This is a genomic window from Cryobacterium algoritolerans (genome assembly GCF_004402785.1).
In the GTDB taxonomy this organism is placed as follows: domain Bacteria; phylum Actinomycetota; class Actinomycetes; order Actinomycetales; family Microbacteriaceae; genus Cryobacterium; species Cryobacterium algoritolerans.
This window is the reverse complement of the sequence record NZ_SOFP01000010.1, coordinates 133,775-153,090: the sequence shown is the minus strand read 5'-3', so window position 1 is coordinate 153,090 and position 19,316 is coordinate 133,775. Positions and strand designations below refer to the sequence as shown.

Below are 19,316 nucleotides of genomic sequence, written 5' to 3'. Positions count from 1 at the left end.
TCGCGAACTCTCAGGAGGATCCCATGATGCCACAGACGCGCCCGTCGATGACGGTCGTGATTCCGGCCCACAACGAGGAGCTCGGGCTCGCGCGTCTGCTGCCGCGGTTGCTGACCCTCGCGGACCCCGGTGAATTCAGGGTAATTGTCGTCTGCAACGGCTGCACCGACGCAAGCGCGACCGAGGCCGGGAAGCACGGGCCGGACGTCGAGGTCGTCACACTCCCGGCGCCGTCCAAGGCCGCCGCGCTGGCCGCGGGCGGCGCGATGGTCCGGGATTTCCCCGTGGCCTTCGTCGACGCCGACGTTTCCCTGGATGCACGGGCGCTGCGCGCCCTCGTCCGCCGCGTCACGCTGGAGGGGTTCCTCGCCGCGGCGCCGGAACGCCACCTGGTCAGGGACCAGGTCTCACTGTCGGCGCGCTGGTATTACGACATCTGGGAACGCCTACCCCAGGTGCGCTCCGGGCTCTTCGGGCGGGGAGTCATCGTGCTATCCGAGTCGGGCTACCGGCGTGTGGCGGGCATGCCACACTTCATCTCCGACGATCTCGCCTACTCCGAGGCGTTCGAGGCGCAGGAGCGCACCATAGCCGTCGACTCCACGGTGTCGGTCTGGCCGGCCCGGACGTGGCGGTCACTGCTCCAGAGGCGCATCCGGGTGGTGCAGGGAGTCCAGGAACTCGGCGCCGCCGGGCGCGTCTCCCCCTCGTCGTCGACCCGCCCGATCGACCTGCTCCGCATCGTGGCCGCCGCCCCGTCGATGGCACTCCGGCTTCCTCTCTTTCTCGTCACAACCGCCCTGGTGAGGGTGCGAGTGCGCCTGGGCGCGCCGGCAAAGGGCGTCTGGTTGCGGGACGAAACGAGCAGGATCGCATGAGTTCGCGCAACCGGACCTCGCAACCGCCCGACGGATTCGGGAACCAGAACTGGGACGGCCTCGTGGTGATCGTGGCCGGGGTGTCCTGGGATGACACCTGGCTTTCCGAGAAGCACCTGGCCATCCACCTCTCGCGGCTCGTCCCCGTACTCTATGTCGACCCCGCGATTTCCCTCCTCACTCCGTTGAAGAAACCGGCGCTTCGTTCGTCGACCGACGGCCCCCGGCTCAGGATGATCGGGACCAACCTCGCACGGCTCACGCCCCTGACCGTTCCGGGCATCAGCCGGCCCGGTCTGCGGGTCATCGCGTCCTGGGCAACCCGGCGTGCCATCGCCCGGTCCGTGGACCGCCTCGGCGGGCAGGTTCTGGCCCTGGTAGCCGCCTCCCTCGACGACGTCTTCGGCTCCTGCTCCGGGCTGCAGGTCATGTACGGCACCGACGATTGGATCACCGGCGGAAGCCTGATGGGATTGTCGTCGAGGTGGCTGCGAAAGCGGGAGACCGCCCAGCTCCGTCGCGCCGACGTCGTCGTCGCGGTGTCCGACCAACTTGCCGCCCGGTGGGCGCCGGAGGCTCGGGCGGTCGTCGTCATCCCCAACGGCTGCGACACCGACCACTTCGCCGCGGTCGAGTCTGCCGTGCCTGCGAACGAGGTCACCCTGCCCGACCCGATCGCAGGATTCATCGGACACCTCTCGGACCGAATCGACCTCGACGCACTTGAAAAGATCGCCGGAACGGGCGCGTCGCTGCTCCTGATCGGTCCTCGCCAGGCGACATTCAACCTGGAGAAGATGGAGGCGCTCCTGGCGCATCCCAACGTACAGTGGGTCGGTCCGCAACCGTTCAGCCGGCTGCCGTCCTTCATGGCACGCATTGCCGTCGGTCTCACCCCTTATACCGACAGTGACTTCAATCGCAGCAGCGATCCCCTGAAGACCCTCGAGTACCTCTCGGCGGGCAAGCCCGCCGTTGTGAGCGACCTCCCCAGCGTGAGCCGAATCCCCAAGGACCTGGTCGACGTCAGCGCTACTCCGGAGGAATTCGCGGAACGCACACTCGAGGTGCTCGGCCGCACGCCTGATCCGGTGTTGGCGCAGCGGCGAAGACTCTACGCAGCAAGCCAGAACTGGGATGCCCGCGCCCGGGACTTCGTTGCGCTCTTCTCGAAGGAGCGACAGGTCTCGACCGGCGACCTAGGCAGACGGCACCCCGACGGCTGACTCTTCCCGAGCGGCAACGGACGGGTTCGACCGGCGGCGAAAGGAACCATTGCCTCCGACGCCGAACCCCCCGACCAGGACCAGGGTGGTCAACATCCCCGTCAGAACGATGGACGTGATCGCACGAACCCGGCTTCCCTTCTGCTCGACGAGCTGGGGTTGCAGGGGATTGAGTGTTGTCCGCACACGATTGGCCGTGGAGACGCCATGCGAGTTCTGGATACCGGCCAGAGTCGACTCCAGCTGTTCAAGAGCTGTGCCGATCTGGGCTCTCACCTCGGATGGGGTCGCGCCGACCGCCTGCACCTCTAGCACCGGCTCATCGAAGCGGTACTGCCATTGCCCGCCGTTATTCTGCTGCGTGACCGAGAACCCCTTCCGGATCCCCTCACCGACCAGGGTGACGTCGCCGGAGACGGATTGTGCGTCCTGGGTCGGCGGCCGCAACTCCCTGGCCACCACTCCGGCCAGGTCGATCAACGACTTCGACGTATAGCCGTAGGCGTTCGGTTGGGCGGAGGCCGGCGGCAGCAGCACCACGCGCACCTGCTCGAAGTAGAGCGGTGGAACGTTGGCGACCCAGAACAGGGCCAGTCCCGTCAGAAGCGCCCCGCCCAGGCTGAACACCCAACGCCGACCGGCGTTCGCGATCAGGTCCCAGACTGTCATTCGCACCAATCTCCCAGCGTCCCACGACCACAGGATGACTGCGTATCCTATACTCAACCTTACATTCAGGTGAAGTCTGGAGGGGCGCCGGTGAAGCTGTCCGAACTGCTTCGTGCAATGGGCCGCCGCTGGTACGTGGTCCTGGCCGGATTGATCGTCGTCTCCGGTCTGGCCTACCTGACACTGCGATTCATCCCGCTGACGTACGACGTCAAGTCCTCGATCCTGCTCCTGCCCCCCACGAGCACCCTCGAAGAAGGCGGCAACCCGTTCCTCAACCTGGGCGGGCTCGATGTCGCGGCCGGAGTCCTCGCCAAATCCCTCAGCGATTCGGAGACGACTCGCAGCGTCATCCCCACCGGGTCGAAGGGGAAGTACACGGTGGAGAAAGACGCCAGTGTGTCCGGTTCGGTGCTCGAGGTTGCCGTGTCGGACACCTCGGCGACCGGGGCGTTTCGAACATTGAATGCCGTTCTCGCCCTCGCCGACACCCGGATGGTCGATCTTCAGCTCTCCGCCAAGGCGCTGCCCAAGTCCGAGATCCGCTTGATGGTCATCACGAACAACACGGTCGCCGAACCCAACTACTCCGCTCTCGCGCGCACCCTGATCGTGGTCGTCACGGCCGGTCTCGTGTTCACCCTTCTGCTCGCCGTCTCGGTGGACGCCCTCGTCCGGCGACGGGTCGGGAGAAGGCAACGCGCAGTCCTGAAGCCCAGCAGGCGGTCTCGACGAGGAAATGCGGCGCGGCCCCAATCATCCGACCTGAGTGGGACCACTCCAGAGGACACGACCGTCGGGAATGCTGCCGCCCTTGACGATGCGAGGCTGGCCGAGGCTTCGCCTCTGGTGAGCGAAAACACGTGACCGCGACGTGACCCGGCACGATCCGTTGGAGAGCCCGGGTGACCGCGCCGACGGGGTACAAGGCCGGGTGCCCCCGCCACAACGCGACCTGTCCACCCGTGGATTCTTCATCGAAGCGAGATGGCTGCTCTCGACCTACATTCTGGCGCTGATGTTCGTCCCGGCGAACCTGACCATCTCCGCCCTGGGCTCCGTCGGCACACCGGCCGTCATCATCGGGCTCCTCGCCCTGGTCCTGTGGCTCGGCGCCCAGATGAACCGGACCTACTCCACGCTGACCCCCGCGCAACCCATTCGCAGCGCAATGCTGGGTTTCTTCATCATTGTCCTGATCAGCTATGTCGTCGCCACCGTACGGCCGATCGAGAGCCTGGAGCTGAACGGGGCGGACCGCGGCCTGCTTCTCATCGCCTCCTGGCTGGGGCTGGTGCTCCTGTCGGGGGACGGGATTCGGGGTGTCGACCGGATCGAATCGACACTCCGGCTGCTGGTGTTCACGGGTATGGTCGTTGCAGTGGTCGGCATCGTGCAGTTCGTCACCGGCGCTCCCCTCGTCGACGTGATCCAGATTCCCGGTCTCAGCGCCAACAACGACCTCACCAGCATTTACACCAGGGAGGGCTTCACCAGGGCCGCCGGAACGTCCACCCATCCGATTGAATTCGGGGTCATTCTGGCCATGATCCTGCCGCTCGGTCTGCACTTCGCCCTGTCGGACACCCACCGGAATCGCCTCGTTCGCTGGTTTCCCGTGGCGGTGATCGCCTTTGCGGTGCCCATCACCATCTCTCGGTCTGCGATCCTCGGCGTGGTCGTCGCGCTGGTCGTTGTGCTGCCGACCTGGCCGGCCGGACGGCGACGGATCTCCTACGTCACCATCGCCGCCCTCCTGGGTGTGATCTACGTCACCATTCCCGGGATGATCGGCACCCTGACCAAGTTGTTCACCGGGATCTCTGAAGATGGCAGCGCCCGTTCCCGGACGGACAGTTATGCGCTCGCCTTCGATTTCATTCAGCGGTCACCGCTGTTCGGTCGTGGCTTCTCCACCTTCCTGCCGCGGTACCGCATTCTCGACAACCAGTACCTCGGTCTCCTGATCGAGGTGGGTGCGGTCGGGACCGTGGTGCTTCTGGCCGTCTTCTCGGTGGCAATCGTCTCCGGGTTCCGAGCTCGCCGGTTGACCTCCGATCCGAAGGCTCGGAGCCTGGCCCAGGCACTTGTGGCCATGGCTGCCGCCGGTGCGTGCAGTTTCGCGACCTTCGACGCCTTCGGGTTTCCCCAGGCATCCGGTCTGATGTTCCTCAGTGTGGGAATGATCGGCGCACTCTCGAACAGTCTGAAACAGCAGGATCAACCCATGACGCCCCTCACGGCGACGTTGCCCCGGTGAGCCAGCCCGAAATGCCCCTGCGTTTTCCAACGCGTGGGGTTCCGAGGCCGAGGAGTCGCCGCAGAATTCGGGCGAACCTCGGACCGACGATGAGCGCGTAGACCGCCAGCCCGGCCACACCCCCGACGGCGAGCATCAGCAATCCCGACGGAAGAACGCTCGTGACCAACCATGCCGACAGCAGGACCGCCGCGGAACCCGCGGCCGGCAGGGCGAAATCGGCCAGTAGACGCCAGGCGGGGATTCCCGCTCGGCGGAGCAGGATACCGATCCCCGGCACCACGACGATCAGGACGACGACCGCGTGGGCCCAGGAGACGCCGCGGATTCCGAACCACGTCGCGCCCGCAGCCAGCGCCGGCACGAGCGCGACCAGCCAGAGTGCGTGCAGCCACGCATTCCCCATCGTGCGTCCTACGGCGACCAGGTAGTCGTAGGTCAATTCGACCAGCATCCGCCCGATGCTGAGGACAGCCAGAGCGGGAACGGCCAGCGCGGCGGCCGCCCATCGGTCGCCGTAGAGGAACGTCACAATCCCTGGCGCGTAGGCCGCAAGGAGCGTGCCCAACAGCATGCCCAGGGACAGCACCAGGAACAGTGAGTCGCGAAAGCCTTCCCGACCGTCACCACGCTCACTGAGCTGGGCGAACATGGCGGTCGTGACCCTGCGTACGGCCGTCGACACGAGCGTCATCGGCCAGGTGCTGAGGTTGAAAGCGAGCAAATACAGGCCGAGGTCCGCCTTTCCCAGAATCCGGCCCACCACGACGAAGTCCACATTGAGCAGCGCGAGCAGCAGAAGGCTGGCGCCGGCCAGCGGCAAGCCGAACTTGAGCAGACCGACGGCGGTTCCGCGGTCGAACCCCGGTGCATAACGAGCGGGGGCGTAGACAAGCGACAGGACCGCCGTGACCAGGTTACCGATCACAACGCCCCACGCCAGACTCCAGGCGCCATAGCCTGCCACGGCCAACAGGATCGTGGTCGGCGTGCCCACCGCGAATGCGATCAGGTCGATTTGGGTTCGTCGACCCTGCATGAAGGCTCGGGTCAGCAGGGCGACGGGCACTGCCGCGAGTCCATCGATGAGCACGGCCGCGCTCATCAGGCGTACGACGCCGGTCGCCTCCGGTACACCCATGGCACCGGCGAACGGTGCGGCCGCGAACCAGCTCACTGCGAAGAGGACCGCACTCATCCCGATTGCCACCGTGGTCACCGTCGGCGCGAGTGCCGCCACCGAGCCGGGATGCCTGACCAGGGCGACACTGACGCCGAGCTCGTTCATGCTCAGCAGCAGATTCAGTGCGACCAGGGCAACCGCGTAGATGCCGAAGTCCTCCGGCGCAACGATGCGCGCGATGACAATACCGGTCAGGAAGGAACCCAGGCGTCCGACGAGGGTGTTCACGAGGCTCCAACGCAGCCCCTTCCGCACGCTCCGTTCGAGCACCCCGGCGGCCTCACCCGGGCGGTCGTCAGCGGACGCCTCCATGACTCAGACCAGGCGCTTCAACGCGTCGACGACCCGAACCTGTTGCGCTTCGGTCAGGTGCGGGAACATCGGCAGAGACAGGAGCTGCGCCGCCGCACGCTCGGCCACGGGGAAGTCGCCCCTGGCCAAACCAAGATGCCGGAAGGCACCGGTCAGGTGGATCGGGGTCGGGTAGTGAAGTGCTGCGCCGATGCCTTCCGCATGGAGTCCGGCGAGGATGCGGTCCCGGTCTTCGACCCGGACGGAGTAGATGTGCCAATTGTGCACGTTGCCCGCGAGGGTGACCGGCGCTCGGACACCGTCGACGTCGGCGATCAGCACGTCGTATCGTCGTGCGGCTGCCCGGCGCGCCGCGTTCCAGGCCTCCAGCCGGGCCAGCTTGGCGCGCAGGACGATCGCCTGGATCGAGTCCAGGCGGGAGTTGAACCCGAACTCGTCATGCACGTACTTCTCCGTGCTGCCATGACTGGCGATCCGCCGAACCCGGGCGGCGAGATCGTCGTCGCTGGTCAGCACCGCGCCACCGTCGCCTGCGGCGCCCAGGTTCTTGCCTGGATAAAAGCTCGTGGCCGCAATCCGGGAGAGAGAGCCGGCCGGGCGGCCATTGCGACAAGCGCCCTGCGACTGCGCGGCATCCTCGATCACGACGGCACCGTACCTGTCTGCCACGGAAAGGATCTGGTCGACCGGTGCAGGCTGCCCATACAGGTGGACGGCCATGACGGCCGCGGTCTCATTCGTGATCGCGCTCTCGACCGAAGCCCGGTCAAGGAGCAGCGAATCGTCATCGACATCGGCGAACCGGACCGTGGCTCCCGCCCGAAGCACCGCCTCCGCGGAGGCAATGAATGAATTCACCGGCACCAGAACTTCTCGGCCCTCGACGATGTCGAGCGCACGGAGCGCGAGTTCAAGGGCATCCGTGCCGTTGCCGACACCGATACAGTGCGTCACCGAGGTGAAGGCCGCGAAGTCGGCCTCGAACGCCGCGACATGCTTGCCTCCGATGAAGTCCGCCCGTCTGAGGGCCTCAGCGATTTCGGGGCTGATCTCGTCCTGGATTTCCGCTTGCTGCGCAACGAGATCGATGAACGGCACGGGGGGCCCCAACGCTTCCGCCGCCGGCACCGAACTGGTCAAGACTGAATTCGTCATCGGGAGACGCTCCTGTCGGATTGAATCTGAATGGATGCCAGAGAATTGAAGTCGTCGCTCACAACCCCGCCGAGTCGGCGCTTGACCTTTCGCCGTATTTCGTAGCCGGTCACTGACAGATAGGGCGCGAGAAGGCGGGACGCCGGCACGGGCATGGCGTGGCCGCGTCGTATGGCCTCAAGATAGAAGCCCTCCAGTCGTTCGACTGCGGTGGGGAGCCCGTAGCGGGACTCGACGGTGGCACGCGAAAACGACCCGAGAGCGGCGCGGGCGTCCGCGTCGGCGAGGAGCGGGCGCAGCAGCCGACCGAGCCTCGCGGCACCGTCGCGCTCCTCGTCGGCAGTACCAACTCCAAACCACCCGTTCTCGGTGAAACTGGTCAGCGAATCCGGCCCGAGTACTCGCCAGAAGCCCCGTTCGCCCTGGACAATCAGCGGTTTCCGGAAGGCCATAGACCTGAGTGCCGAACCCCCCATCCCGAGTGCAACATCGGCCGCGTCGTATACGGGGCGCGGATCGACGAGGTTTCCGGTGAGCAGCACAGCCCGTGTTCCCGCTGCCGCGTTGGCGCGGCGTGCGGCGGCGTCGGCCTCGGCTCGAATCGGCCCGTCCCCGGCGATCACGAGCGTGACCGGGAATTCGCGGGCGAGCACACCGACCGCCTCGATGGCAGCGAGGATGCCCTCCCGCTTGAGTTCCGTGGCCAGCCTGGTGACCAGGGAGACGACAAGGATCTCGGGGTCGATTCCCAGTCGGCGCTTCGCCGCGACCTGGTCCACCGGCCGATCGTGCTCTGTATCCACCGGCGGCTCCATCAGGATGACATTTGTCCGGTGGGTACGTTCCGTCCGAAAAATGCTTTCCGTGCCCACGGTGAGCGGCAGCCACCTCGGCAGGAACGGTGCCACCGACATCGACATCACGGTGCAGACCGCCGGCACGCCCAGCTTCCGGCCGGGCCCGAACAGTGCCTCGACAGCAGGCGGCCACTCGAATCCGTGCACGACATCTGCGTCGGCCGCCTCGACGACGGCACACAGCCGCTTCATCACGGCGAAAGACGGCCGAATCCGAGGCAACGGCGCGATCTCGTGGCGGAGCCTGCGCTCGGTGACCAGTTCCACAAGTGGTCCCGGCGGACAGAACACGGTCAGCTCGTGGCCACGATCGCGCAGCGCGGTCGCGATGTCGATTGCGTTGCGCTGGCTGCCGCCGAATTCCATCGAATGGGGGTAGATCACGATTCTCACGACGGCACCCCGGAACTTGTATCCCCCGGCGAATCGAACGGGCCGGCCGGTGGGGCGCGCCGGGACAACGGTCGAGCTGGAACGTTGAACCACGTTTCGCCGACCGGGATGTTTTCCAGCACGACGGCGCCCATGCCGACCGTGGCGCCCCCGCCGACCTCGAGGTTCTGCCGGACGGACGCGTTCATCCCGATGTAGCATGCCGCGCCGAGCACGACCGAGCCGCCCAGAGCCACCCCGGAGGCGATGGTCACGAAGTCGTTGACCACGTTGTCGTGGGTGAGCGTCGCATTGGGCATGATGACGACATGACGTCCCACGCTGACGTTGGCGGTAAGGACGACACCGGCCATGAGGATGCTTCCCACGCCCACCTGGTTGCCGGGCGGAACGTGCGCGGCGGACGAGATGAAGGTGGCATACCGGTCGCCACCGATTCCCAGCCCGGTGAGGCGATCGACGAGCCGCCGACGGCCCTGTCCGGAGCCAATGCAGACGATCAAATCCGCCTCGTAAAGCGCCGCACGGTCGACGTCGCCGAGGATCGGGATGCCGGCCAACCGCTCGCCGTGGCGGGCCGAATCGTCGTCCAGGATGCCGACAACGCGATAACTGTCGCCGAGGTCCGCCAGGACCTCACGAGCCAGGCCGCTCGCCCCCAGCAGCAGCAGGTCCTTCATCTCAGACCGAGCTTGGGGTAAGCGCACCCACGGCGGCACGAACCGCGGCGATCACCCGGTCCTGGTCCGCAGCCGTCAGCTGGTGGTAAAGGGGAAGGATGAGGGTGTTGTCGGTGAGGTGTTCCGTGCCCGGAAGTGCGACTCCTCCCGTGTCCCGGTCCCGGTAGGCAGGCTGGCGGTGTGCGGCCATGATCCCGCGCCGACCGGAAACATCCGCCAGCGCCAGGGCTTCCAGAACGCCGTCCCGCCCGCCGGTGGGACCCGGCTGCACTTCGATCCAGAACGACTGGAAGTTGCTCTGGCCCCAGGCCGGGTCGGCCACACAGCGCACGCCGGGGATATCGTTGAATTCGGCCGTGTACCGTGCGGCCAATTCCCGGCGTCGTCGCACGATCTCGGGCAGTCGGCCGAGCTGTACGAGGCCGATGGCCGCCTGCAGGTCAGTCATCCGGTAGTTGAACCCGATTTCGTCGTATTCTTCCGCCGGCGCCAGCACACTGCTCTGGCGGTCAGTCGCGGACACGCTCATGGAATGCTCGCGCAGCCGCCTCGCCCTGGCCGCCCACTCGCCGTTCGAGGTGGTCAGCATCCCGCCCTCGCCCGTCGTGAGTAGCTTGCGCGGGTGAAAGGACCACGCTGCGAGCACGGCCCCGGAGCCGACCGGCCGATCGCGGTAGCGTGATCCGGCGCCGCAGGCGGCGTCTTCGATCACCACGATCCCGCGGGGATCACACAGTTTTCGAATCGGGTCGAGGTCGAGGGGGACCCCACCCTGGTCGACGACGATCACGGCGCTCGTCCTGGCCGTCAGCGCCGCCGCGACCGTTTCAGCGGTCACATTGCCGGTGACCGGGTCCACGTCGGCGAACACCGGCCGCGCGCCCAGGTAGGTCGGTGCGTTCGCGGTGGCGATGAAGGAGAAGGACGGCACGACCACGTCGTCGTCTGCCATCACTCCGGCGACGATCAGGGCGAGGTGCAGCGCCGTGGTGCAGCTGGAGGTGGCAATCGCGAATTCGGCGGCCATGGCCTCTGCGAAGGCCGCTTCGAATTGGGCGACGCGGGGACCCTGTGCCACCCATCCGGACTCGATCACCTCGGTCACGGCGAGGATTTCCTCCTCACCCAGCCATGGTTTCATCACGTTGATCCGGCTCATGATGCGACCAGCGTGCGTTCGGCGGCGATCTGCTCACGAAGCGGTCGCCACCAACTGACGAGTTCGCGAAGCCCGTCGGCCAGCGACACCGTCGCTTCGAAACCGAGGTCCTGGCGTGCCGCCCGGACGTCCGCGAGCCTCCGGGCGACCCCGTTGACCGCACGGTCCGGTCCGTGTTCGACGGGGAGGTCCGAATCCATTGCCTCCAGGAGCGCCTCTGCGAGGCCGAGCAGGCTCGTCTCGGTTCCGCTGGCGACGTTGTAGACGCCGTCGGTGACGGTGCTGGTCGCCGCGAGCAGATTGGCTCGCGCGATGTCCGAGGTGAAGACGAAGTCCATGGTCTGCAGGCCGTCTCCGAAAATCAACGGGGGTTTGCCGTCCGCAATGCGTTCCATCCAGCGCACGAGCACTTCGGTGTACAGCCCGTGCGCATCCATCCTTGGTCCGTACACGTTGAAATAGCGCAGGGCGACGTAGTCAAGCCCGTTCATCGCGCGGAAGCTGCGCAGCATTCCCTCGTTGAACGACTTGGCGGCCCCGTAGAGAGTGTCGTTGTTGTGATGGTGGTGTCGTTCGGCGGTGGGGAACGATTCGGCCAGGCCATAGACGGACGCGCTCGATGCGGCGACCAGCCTGCCCACCTTGCTTGCCACGGCGGCCTCGATCACGTTGAAGGTCCCGTCGACAAGCACCTCGAGGGCCAGCCGTGGTTCCTCTGCGCATTGGGTGATCCTGATCGCGGCCTGGTGGAAGACGATATCCATCCCCCGGGTGACCCTGCCAACGACTTCTCGATCCCGGATGTCGCCCGTGACGAGCTCCACCCGCCCGGTCTCGAGGGCATCGGCGAGGTTGTCCACGCGCCCCCTGACGAGGTTGTCGAGGACCGTCACGCGCGCGACCCCGGCTTCGAGAAGCTGGTCGACGATCGTCGATCCGATCGTTCCCGCGCCTCCCGTCACCAGGACCCTTGCCCCACTCAGTGTTGTCATCAGAACTCTCCGACCGACACGCGGTCTTCATCCAGTACCACTGCGGCCCCGTTGGCCGCCAGACTCTTGCTCGCCGCTTCCAGCACGGACAGGACACGCAGCCCCGCCTCGCCGTCGGTACGAGGTGGACGCCGGTCCCGGATGCTCTCCGCGAACTCGGTTGCCATGGCCCCGAGCGCCTCCCGCTCCGGCAACGCCGGCGACCAGGTATCGCCGAGCCGATAGGAGACCGTGGCCGCCTTGCGCTCGGCACCGTCGAGCGCCTGCAGTTCGAGGTCGACGCCACGGTCATAGACGCTCAGTCGCTGCTGCGGGTTGAGGTCGTCCCAGACCAGGGTCCTTCTGGTTCCACCGACGATCATCTGGCGGATCTTTGTCGGGCTGAGCCAGTTGACGTGCACATGGGCGATTGCGCCCTCGGCAAGGGGCAGCACGAGGTAGCCGATGCAGGACTTTCCGGCGCCCAGGGGATCCGCACCGGTGGCGGAGACGCTCAGCGGCCGCAGGCCCCCGGGCAGAATGAAGTCGATGATGGACAGGTCGTGGGGTGCAAGATCCCAGAAAACATCGACATCGGGTTGGATGAGGCCGAGATTGATGCGCACGGAGTCGATGAAGAGGATCTCGCCGAGGGCACCCTCCGCGATCAGCTCCCGAATCTTCAGGACGGCCGGCGTGTAGCAGTAGGTGTGGTCGGCCATCAGGACCAGGCCTCGTTCTGCGGCCGCGCGCACCATGTCGCGCCCGCGCCTCCCCGTGTCCGCGAGAGGCTTCTCGACCATGACGTGCTTGCCGGCGCTAAGGGCGGCACGGGTGATGCCGTGGTGCGTTCGGGCCGGCGTCGCGATGGCGACGGCGTCGATGTCGTCGGACGAGAGGAGGTCGTTGAGAGAGGTGACCGCGCGGACGCCGCCGACGGTGTCGGCCACCTTTTGGGCTCGCTCCTGGTCAATGTCGCAGATCGCCACCAGTTCCCAGTCCGGGCTGGTGTGGAAGTTCCGAGCCAGGTTGGGACCCCAATATCCCGCTCCGATGACGGCGATTCTCAGCTTGGTGTTCATCCGTTCCCCCCAAGGGTTTCTGTGGTTTCGGTTCTTTCGGTGACTCGTGCGTACGTGATGGGGTGGGATGGGATTGCCTACGGTGCGGTAACGAAGTGCACGTCAACCCAGTAGTTGTGGCTGGCGGTCCGGTCCGGGAATCCGGTCGAATAGCTGTAGGCGCCGCCGTTTGCGACCGTGGCGAGAGGGCCGTTCGTGACCGAAGCGGCAAGCCCATTCAGGTCGATGGCGTAGGAACCGGCCGTGGCGTAGTAGCTCGCTCGGTATTCCACCCCCGCCTGCACCGCGACCGGCGTCGCGAAGTAGAGGTCCTGCCACCCGGCCGTGGTTGACGGCGCGAGAGTGCCGGAGGCGAGGAGGGTCCCGGTGCCGGACCAGAGCGAACCCTGGTGCGCACCGGTGTCGGTCGGTCCCCGATAGTACCGGATGCCCGTCACGGTGCCGGCCACCGTGGTCGTGAATCGCACGCCCAACTGCACCGGCGAGGCGTCAGGCCAGGCAAGGTTCGCCGGTGTGCTCGTCGACGGGAAGATCGAGAGGCCAGGGACCGGTGTCGGCGGCGGCGGCGGCGGTGTGACGGCGAAGACCACGTCGACGAAGTAGTTGGTGCCGTTCCAGGAGTACGTGGGGAATCCACCGGTGGCACCGTAGAGATAACGGCCGTTGCCGCTCATCGGCGCCGTCAGGGGGCCGACGGTCTTCGCCTGGGCGAAGTAGGCGGGGGTCGATGAATACCGGCCCTGTGGGGCGAGGTACGACGCGACGTAGGTCTGGCCGGCGGACAGGGCGAGCGGCGTGCTCAGTTGGGCGGTCTGCCATCCGCTTGCCGTCTCACCGGCGAAGGTCACGGTGGCCAGGCGCACGCCGGCCGAGGACCAGATGGAGCCCGTGTGGGTGCCGTCGTTGCCTGTCCCCTTGAAGAAGCGGATCGCGGAGACGGTGCCATCTTGCGAAGGAGTGAAGGACACCCCGAGTTCCACCGCCGAGGTGTCCCCGGCGGCCGAGAGCGAGGCGGGAATGTCACTGCCGAACAGGCTGTACGTGGTTACTTGTCCTCCGGCCGCCGCGACGGTGAACGACCAGGCCTGGTTGGCGAGCGCCACCCCCTGGGTCGAGGTCACGTTGCTCAGGCTCACGTTCACGGTGGCCCCATTGGGCAGGGGCTGCGACGGCGTGAGGGTGATCGTCGTGCCGTCGCTGGACAGCGCGGTCGACCCGGCGATGGCCGTGCCCGCGTTGTTCGCGGTCAGGGAGTACCCGGTCTTGACGGCCGTGGAGAGTCGGACGGCGATGGCGGACGCGGGGGCGACGCTCGTCGCACCGTTCGCCGGCGTCAGGCTGACGACCGTGATCGGGTCGGGGGCACGATTAAAGATGACGTCGACGAGGTAGCTGGTCGATGACCGCGAGGAGGGGAAGGCATCCGCGTAGACGTACGAACCGGCGTTGGTGCCGGCGACGAGCGGGCCCCTGGTGATGCCCGAACCGCTGAACACCCCCGGCGAAGCCGAATACGTTCCGAGGGGTGTGCGGTAGGACGCGATGTACTCGGTGTTCGGGGTGATGGTCACCGGGGTGCCGAAGTTCACGGTCTGCCAGCCGGACGTGCTTTCACCGGCGAACGTGGCCGTAGCCAGCTGCGTGCCGGTGGACGTCCAGAGCGTCCCAGTGTGCGTGCCGGTGTTGCCGGCGCTCTTATAGAACCGAATGCCTGAGATTGTTCCCGCAGCGGTGCTCGAGAAGCGAACGCCCAACGTCAGCATCGCGTTGTCGGAGACCTGAAGGATGGTCGGCACCGTTGCGTCAGTGAATATATTGCACGGGCAGATCCCGTCGGCCGCAGGTGGACGGACGGTGGTGAATGACCAGGTCCCCCCGGAGGACAGTGCCAGCCCCGAGGTGTCCTTGGCGGTCAGGGTGACGGAATACGTGACGAATCCGTTCAAAGCATTCGACGGCGTGAACGTCGCCGTTCGAGTGGCGGCCGTGTAGCCGGTGCTGCCGGCCACGGATACCCCCAGCTGATCGACGAGTTTGAAGCTGATCGACGCCGGGTCGGGATCCTTGGAGAGCACCGCGCTGATGGTCGAATTGGCCGGGACACTGGACGAGCCGGGAAGCGGCGATTGGCCGGTGGCGACCAGCGGCGAGTTGTCGGTGGCGTCGAAGATGGCGTCGACGAAGTAGTTGCCCTGCTGGTAGCTGTCGACGGGGAAGGACCCGTTGGTGCTGTAGACGCCGGCCGGCGCGGTTCCGAAGCCGCCGGCGACGCCGAGGGGCGCACTCGTCACCCCGCGGTAGGACCAGTAATACGCAGCGGCCGCATAGCGGCCCTTCGGCGCCGAGTAGGACACCGTGTAGGAGGTACCGGTGGTCGCCTGGACCGCTGAGGTGAAGGTCGCGCTCTGCCACCCGGACGCACTCTCGTTCCCGAACGTCACCGTGGCGAGGCGAACACCGGTCGAACTCCACAGGGACCCCGTGTGGATTCCGGTGTTCGCCAGGCTCTTGTAGAAGCGAACGCCGGTGAGGTAGCCGTTCTGGGAAGCAGTGAAGCGCAGCCCCAGCTCAACGGCCGAAGTGTCGCCGGAATCCGGCAGGGACGGAACCTGGGCTCCGAAGACGGAGTACGGCCCGGTGCTCGTGATCCCGACCAGTGTCGGAGTGGCCGGTCGGTTCAGACTGTCATCAACCGCGCGCACACGGATGCTCTGCGCGCCGACGCCGCGCTGGAGGTAGGTGTATGACCACGTCGTGGTGCCGGTCGCCGGGTGCCAGCTGACACCGCCATCGGTCGAGACCTCGACTCCGGCGACGACACCGCCGACGTCGGTGGCCGTGCCGTTGAGGGTGACGGACGTCCCGTTGGCCACCGACGATCCTGACGCCGGCGAGGTCACGGTAACCGTGGGCGCAGTCGTATCGGTGCTCGCCGTTGCCGCGATGAGGCCGACGGATAGCGTGGCGGGCTGGGCCCCCATGTCCGCGAGGAGGTTGACCTGTGCCTGCTGCATGCGCAGGTCCGCGGCCGCGCCTGCACCGTCGTGGGTCTCGTCGAGACCCCAGGACCATTGGATGCTTCCGGCCGAGAACACGAGTGCTCCGCTGGCCGCGCGGTACATCGTCAGGTGGTGCGTGGTCGTTCCTGCGGCAACGGTGTTACCGAAGTCCTGCAGGTATTCAGGGACGGCGCCCGTGGTGGTCGACAGCCGGATCTGGCCGGCGGGGCGGAATCCGTTGTCGAGGTCTTCATCGGATTCGTAGCCGATGGTGTGTGGGGCGAGCGCTGCGGTCGTCCCGGGGGCAAGACCGGTCAGACTGGTGTTCCGCCAGAGACGATTCTTACCCTCCGCCGCTGACACCGTCACCGGAAGGTCGGAGAAGTTCGACTGGTAGAGCGTGCCGGACAAAGCGTTTTCGGGCAGACCGGCCCCATTCGCCTGCGAAGCATAGCGAGGGTCCCGCCAGGTTCCCGTCCACTGGGGCGACGGGTCGATCTTGGCGTTGTCCTTGGTCTCCTTGTAGGAGACCAGGGTGCGGTAGGGCGCGGCACCCGCAGCCGAGGGTTCATAGCGGGTGCGCCAGTATGCCTCGTTGCCGGAGAGGAACTGCAGGTTCACCCCGGCGTCGCGCGCTGCCTCGACGTTGGCACGCTGGGCGCCGGACCAGTACTCATCGTGCCCGACCGACAGGAAGACCTTGTGGTTCAGCAGGGCCGAGCCGAGCCGGTCCGTGTCCACGTTGCTGAAATACGAGACGTCGTAGCCGTTCTTCTCCAGAAACCGCACCAGAGGGAATTCGTTACTGAAGTAGAAGTCCCGGCCACCGCTCACACCACGGGTCGCAAACGGACGGTTGTAGCTGACCTTGTAGGCACGACCGACCGGCCCACCCTGGTACAGGCTGGAACCGCCGTAGTTGTTGTAGGCCTGCCAGGTCGAGTCCGAGGTCTGGAAGAGCACGGCGGAACGGCTGGCCTCGTTGCGCACGACGAAGGTGATGTGGCTCTGGCCGCCGGTATCGGTGCGGGTCAGGAGCGCGAAGTAGACCCCGGAAACGGCATCGGCCGGCACCGGCCAGGAGGCGGATACCGCCCAGTTCCCGCAATCGTACAGGCCCGTCGGCGCATCGCTCAGACATGCGGGCTGGCTCTGGGGCAGGGTCGCAGAGGGGCTGACGGTGGCTACTTTCCGCGCGCCCAGTCCCTGGTACCAGCCCGTCCGGTAGATGTCGATCGTGTAGGCGCGCGCCGGGGTGAGCACCTTGAACGCGACGGTCGTGCCGACGTTGACGCTGATATCCGTCGAGAAGCCCTGAATAGTGGAATCGCCCGAGTCGTTGATATCCCAGACCGTGGGGCTGGTGCCCGGGAGCGCGTTCTCGCAGAGGATCGGGTTGGCGGCAACGCCGCATCCGGTCGCCGCCATCGCCGGCGTCGCCCCGGCAAAGACAGCCGAAACGAGGACTGTGGCCATCATCATCGCGCTCGCCGAGAGAGCACTCAGTCGGTTGGCCGGCGTTCGGGGCGCCGGATTTTTGCGGAAGAATCCACTTTTCAAGGTCGACACAAGTACTCCAAGACATCCCGGGAGGCTGTGGTCGTTCGGGTAACGACCGCCGTTGCTGGACTCCGTCGGGGTAGCTAGGCGAAGTGGATGCCGATCCAGCGTGTGTTCACGAAATCCGAGGGAGGGTAAGTGCCGACGGGAGTTGAGATTCGCTCACAAAACAGAGAATGCCATAGGTCAGGGGTGCTCGTATACCCCCATTCGGGGGCAAATCGGGGGAATTGTGGGCGAGACGGCGGGCGCCGGTCGTGGCGGCAGTCCGCCTCCCCGGTTCTAGAGTTCGGCGGCCCCGGTCTGGCCGTCCTGTGACTGGGCCAGCACGCCGGTCAGGTTCTGCACGTGGTGGCCCCACTCGTGGGCGATCACGTACATCTCGGCGAGCGGCCCGCCGGATGAACCGAACCGGGTGCGCAGGTCGTCGAAGAATGCGGTGTCGAGGTAGATGGTCGCATCCGGTGGGCAGTAGAACGGGCCGGTGGCGGCAGACGCGGCGCCACAACCGGTGTCGGTGCGGCCGGTGAAGAGCGCGACCGGCTGCGGCTGCCGGTAGTCGACCCCGTGCTGGGGCAGTTCCGCCGCCCAGTAGGTGTCGAGCGAGGCCGCGGCGCCCTTCATCCGGCAGCCCCCGTCGGCATTCGCCTGCGCGCCGGTCGTGCACTCGGCGAGATCCGAGACGCTCCTCGACTCGGCGGCCGGCTGGCCCCCACCGGCGAGGCCGGTCAGGTCGACGCCGAGGAACTGCGAGTGCAGGAACAGGGCGATCACGCCCCGCCCGTCGCCGCCCACGGCGATCCCCGTGTTCCGGCCCCGCGTGCTGACCCGGCCGCCGCCGATGCTCGCGTTGCCGTTGAACGTCATGGGGGAAAGTTACCCTGCGAAACGGTCCGTCGCCTCGATGATCGCGTCCAGGTTTCCGGGTTCGTCGAACGAGTGGCCGGCGTCGGGGATCAGGCGGAACTCCGCCTCCGGCCAGGCCTGGTGCAGCTCCCAGGCGGTGAAGGCCGGGGTGCACATGTCGTAGCGGCCCTGCACGATCACGCCGGGGATGTCTTTGAGCCGGTCGGCGTCGCGAATCAGCTGGTTCGGCTCGAACCAGCCCCGGTTGGTGAAGTAGTGGTTCTCGATCCGGGCGAAGGCGACGGCGAAGGACGGTTCGGTGAACCGGGCGATCGTCTCGGGCTGCTGGAGCAACGTGATGGTCGAGGACTCCCAGGTCGACCAGGCGACCCCGGCGCGTTCCCGGACGGCCCGGTCCGGGTCGTGCAGCAGCCGGCCGTAGGCCTCGATCAGGCGGCCCCGTTCGTCGGTCGGCACCGGCGCGATGAAGTCTTCCCAGAGGTCCGGGTAGATCGCCGCGGCGCCACCCTCGTAGAACCAGTCGAGTTCGACCGGCCGCAGGGTGAAGATGCCGCGCAGCACGAGTTCGGCGACCCGGTCGGGGTGGGTCTGGGCGTACGCGAGGGCGAGGGAACTTCCCCATGAGCCGCCGCAGACCAGCCAGCGGTCGATGCCGAGGTGTTCGCGCAGTTTCTCGATGTCGGCGACGAGATGCCAGGTGGTGTTCGTGGCGAGGTCGGCATCCGCTTCGCTCGCGTGCGGCGTGCTCTGGCCGCAGCCGCGCTGGTCGAAGAGGATGATGCGGTACTTGTCGGGGTCGAACACCCGCCGCTGCTTGGGGCTCGAGCCGCCGCCCGGTCCCCCGTGCAGGTAGACCGCCGGCTTGCCGTCCGGGTTTCCGGATGCCTCCCAGTAGATGGCCTGCCCGTCACCGACCTCGAGCATTCCGGTTTCGTAGGGTTCGATCTCTGGGTAGAAGGTGCGCATTCCCCGAGCTTATTGGCCGCACCGGTCGGAGCGAAACGCGTGCCGCGGCATCCGCCCCGCGCCTGTACCGGCAGCCCGCGCCCGCCGGCGCCGGAGCGC

Annotated in this window: 15 protein-coding genes; 4 read left to right on the top strand and 11 right to left on the bottom strand. The window is 66.9% G+C overall.

Going from position 1 to position 19,316, the window contains the following annotated elements:
• Nucleotides 1–23: 23 nt before the first annotated feature.
• Entirely contained in the window at nucleotides 24–878 is an 855-nt protein-coding gene (locus tag E3O19_RS02455; protein WP_166804432.1) for a glycosyltransferase family 2 protein, read from the top strand.
• Nucleotides 875–2,104: a glycosyltransferase gene (locus E3O19_RS02450; RefSeq protein WP_134565025.1), complete on the top strand. Its 1,230-nt coding sequence runs from the start codon at nucleotides 875–877 to the stop codon at nucleotides 2,102–2,104. Before E3O19_RS02455 ends, E3O19_RS02450 begins: the two co-directional genes overlap by 4 nt.
• On the opposite strand, the gene E3O19_RS02445 is transcribed toward E3O19_RS02450, so the two are convergent.
• Nucleotides 2,078–2,773 carry a hypothetical protein gene (locus E3O19_RS02445; RefSeq protein ID WP_134565024.1) on the bottom strand — a complete coding sequence of 232 codons (696 nt, stop codon included), beginning with the start codon at nucleotides 2,771–2,773 and terminating at the stop codon, nucleotides 2,078–2,080. The genes E3O19_RS02450 and E3O19_RS02445 overlap by 27 nt on opposite strands.
• A 90-nt stretch (nucleotides 2,774–2,863) precedes the next feature.
• Between E3O19_RS02445 and E3O19_RS02440 the strand changes: the two genes are divergently transcribed.
• Nucleotides 2,864–3,640, top strand: a complete 777-nt coding sequence (locus E3O19_RS02440) for a hypothetical protein (RefSeq protein WP_134565023.1) — start codon at nucleotides 2,864–2,866, stop codon at nucleotides 3,638–3,640.
• Nucleotides 3,641–3,707: 67 nt separating this feature from the next.
• The gene (locus E3O19_RS02435) at nucleotides 3,708–5,033 is read left to right on the top strand and encodes an O-antigen ligase family protein (RefSeq protein ID WP_134565022.1); all 1,326 of its coding nucleotides are present in this window, start codon (nucleotides 3,708–3,710) and stop codon (nucleotides 5,031–5,033) included.
• Here the strand turns inward: E3O19_RS02435 and E3O19_RS02430 are convergent.
• The 10 genes from E3O19_RS02430 to pip all read right to left on the bottom strand — a co-directional run bounded on the left by E3O19_RS02430 (nucleotide 5,011) and on the right by pip (nucleotide 19,217).
• Entirely contained in the window at nucleotides 5,011–6,528 is a 1,518-nt protein-coding gene (locus tag E3O19_RS02430; protein WP_134565021.1) for an oligosaccharide flippase family protein, read from the bottom strand. The genes E3O19_RS02435 and E3O19_RS02430 overlap by 23 nt on opposite strands.
• A gap of 3 nt (nucleotides 6,529–6,531) precedes the next feature.
• On the bottom strand, nucleotides 6,532–7,683 hold the full coding sequence (locus E3O19_RS02425) for a DegT/DnrJ/EryC1/StrS family aminotransferase (protein ID WP_134565020.1): 1,152 nt from the start codon (nucleotides 7,681–7,683) through the stop codon (nucleotides 6,532–6,534).
• Complete coding sequence (locus E3O19_RS02420; protein ID WP_134565019.1) at nucleotides 7,680–8,933, bottom strand: glycosyltransferase; 1,254 nt, start codon at nucleotides 8,931–8,933, stop codon at nucleotides 7,680–7,682. Before E3O19_RS02420 ends, E3O19_RS02425 begins: the two co-directional genes overlap by 4 nt.
• Entirely contained in the window at nucleotides 8,930–9,613 is a 684-nt protein-coding gene (locus E3O19_RS02415) for an acetyltransferase (RefSeq protein ID WP_134565018.1), read from the bottom strand. The genes E3O19_RS02420 and E3O19_RS02415 overlap by 4 nt, the downstream gene beginning before the upstream one ends.
• Nucleotide 9,614: 1 nt before the next feature.
• On the bottom strand, nucleotides 9,615–10,772 hold the full coding sequence (locus E3O19_RS02410; RefSeq protein WP_134565017.1) for a DegT/DnrJ/EryC1/StrS family aminotransferase: 1,158 nt from the start codon (nucleotides 10,770–10,772) through the stop codon (nucleotides 9,615–9,617).
• Nucleotides 10,769–11,764 (bottom strand): NAD-dependent epimerase/dehydratase family protein, encoded by a 996-nt coding sequence (locus tag E3O19_RS02405; protein ID WP_134565016.1) that lies wholly within the window; start codon nucleotides 11,762–11,764, stop codon nucleotides 10,769–10,771. Before E3O19_RS02405 ends, E3O19_RS02410 begins: the two co-directional genes overlap by 4 nt.
• Entirely contained in the window at nucleotides 11,764–12,825 is a 1,062-nt protein-coding gene (locus tag E3O19_RS02400) for a Gfo/Idh/MocA family protein (RefSeq protein WP_134565015.1), read from the bottom strand. Before E3O19_RS02400 ends, E3O19_RS02405 begins: the two co-directional genes overlap by 1 nt.
• Nucleotides 12,826–12,902: 77 nt before the next feature.
• Nucleotides 12,903–17,306, bottom strand: a complete 4,404-nt coding sequence (locus E3O19_RS02395) for a DUF4082 domain-containing protein (RefSeq protein ID WP_134565014.1) — start codon at nucleotides 17,304–17,306, stop codon at nucleotides 12,903–12,905.
• Between the two features lie 360 nt (nucleotides 17,307–17,666).
• Entirely contained in the window at nucleotides 17,667–18,251 is a 585-nt protein-coding gene (locus E3O19_RS02390; protein ID WP_134565013.1) for a neutral zinc metallopeptidase, read from the bottom strand.
• 9 nt (nucleotides 18,252–18,260) lie between these two features.
• On the bottom strand, nucleotides 18,261–19,217 hold the full coding sequence (gene pip / locus E3O19_RS02385; RefSeq protein WP_134565012.1) for a prolyl aminopeptidase: 957 nt from the start codon (nucleotides 19,215–19,217) through the stop codon (nucleotides 18,261–18,263).
• Nucleotides 19,218–19,316: the final 99 nt, after the last annotated feature.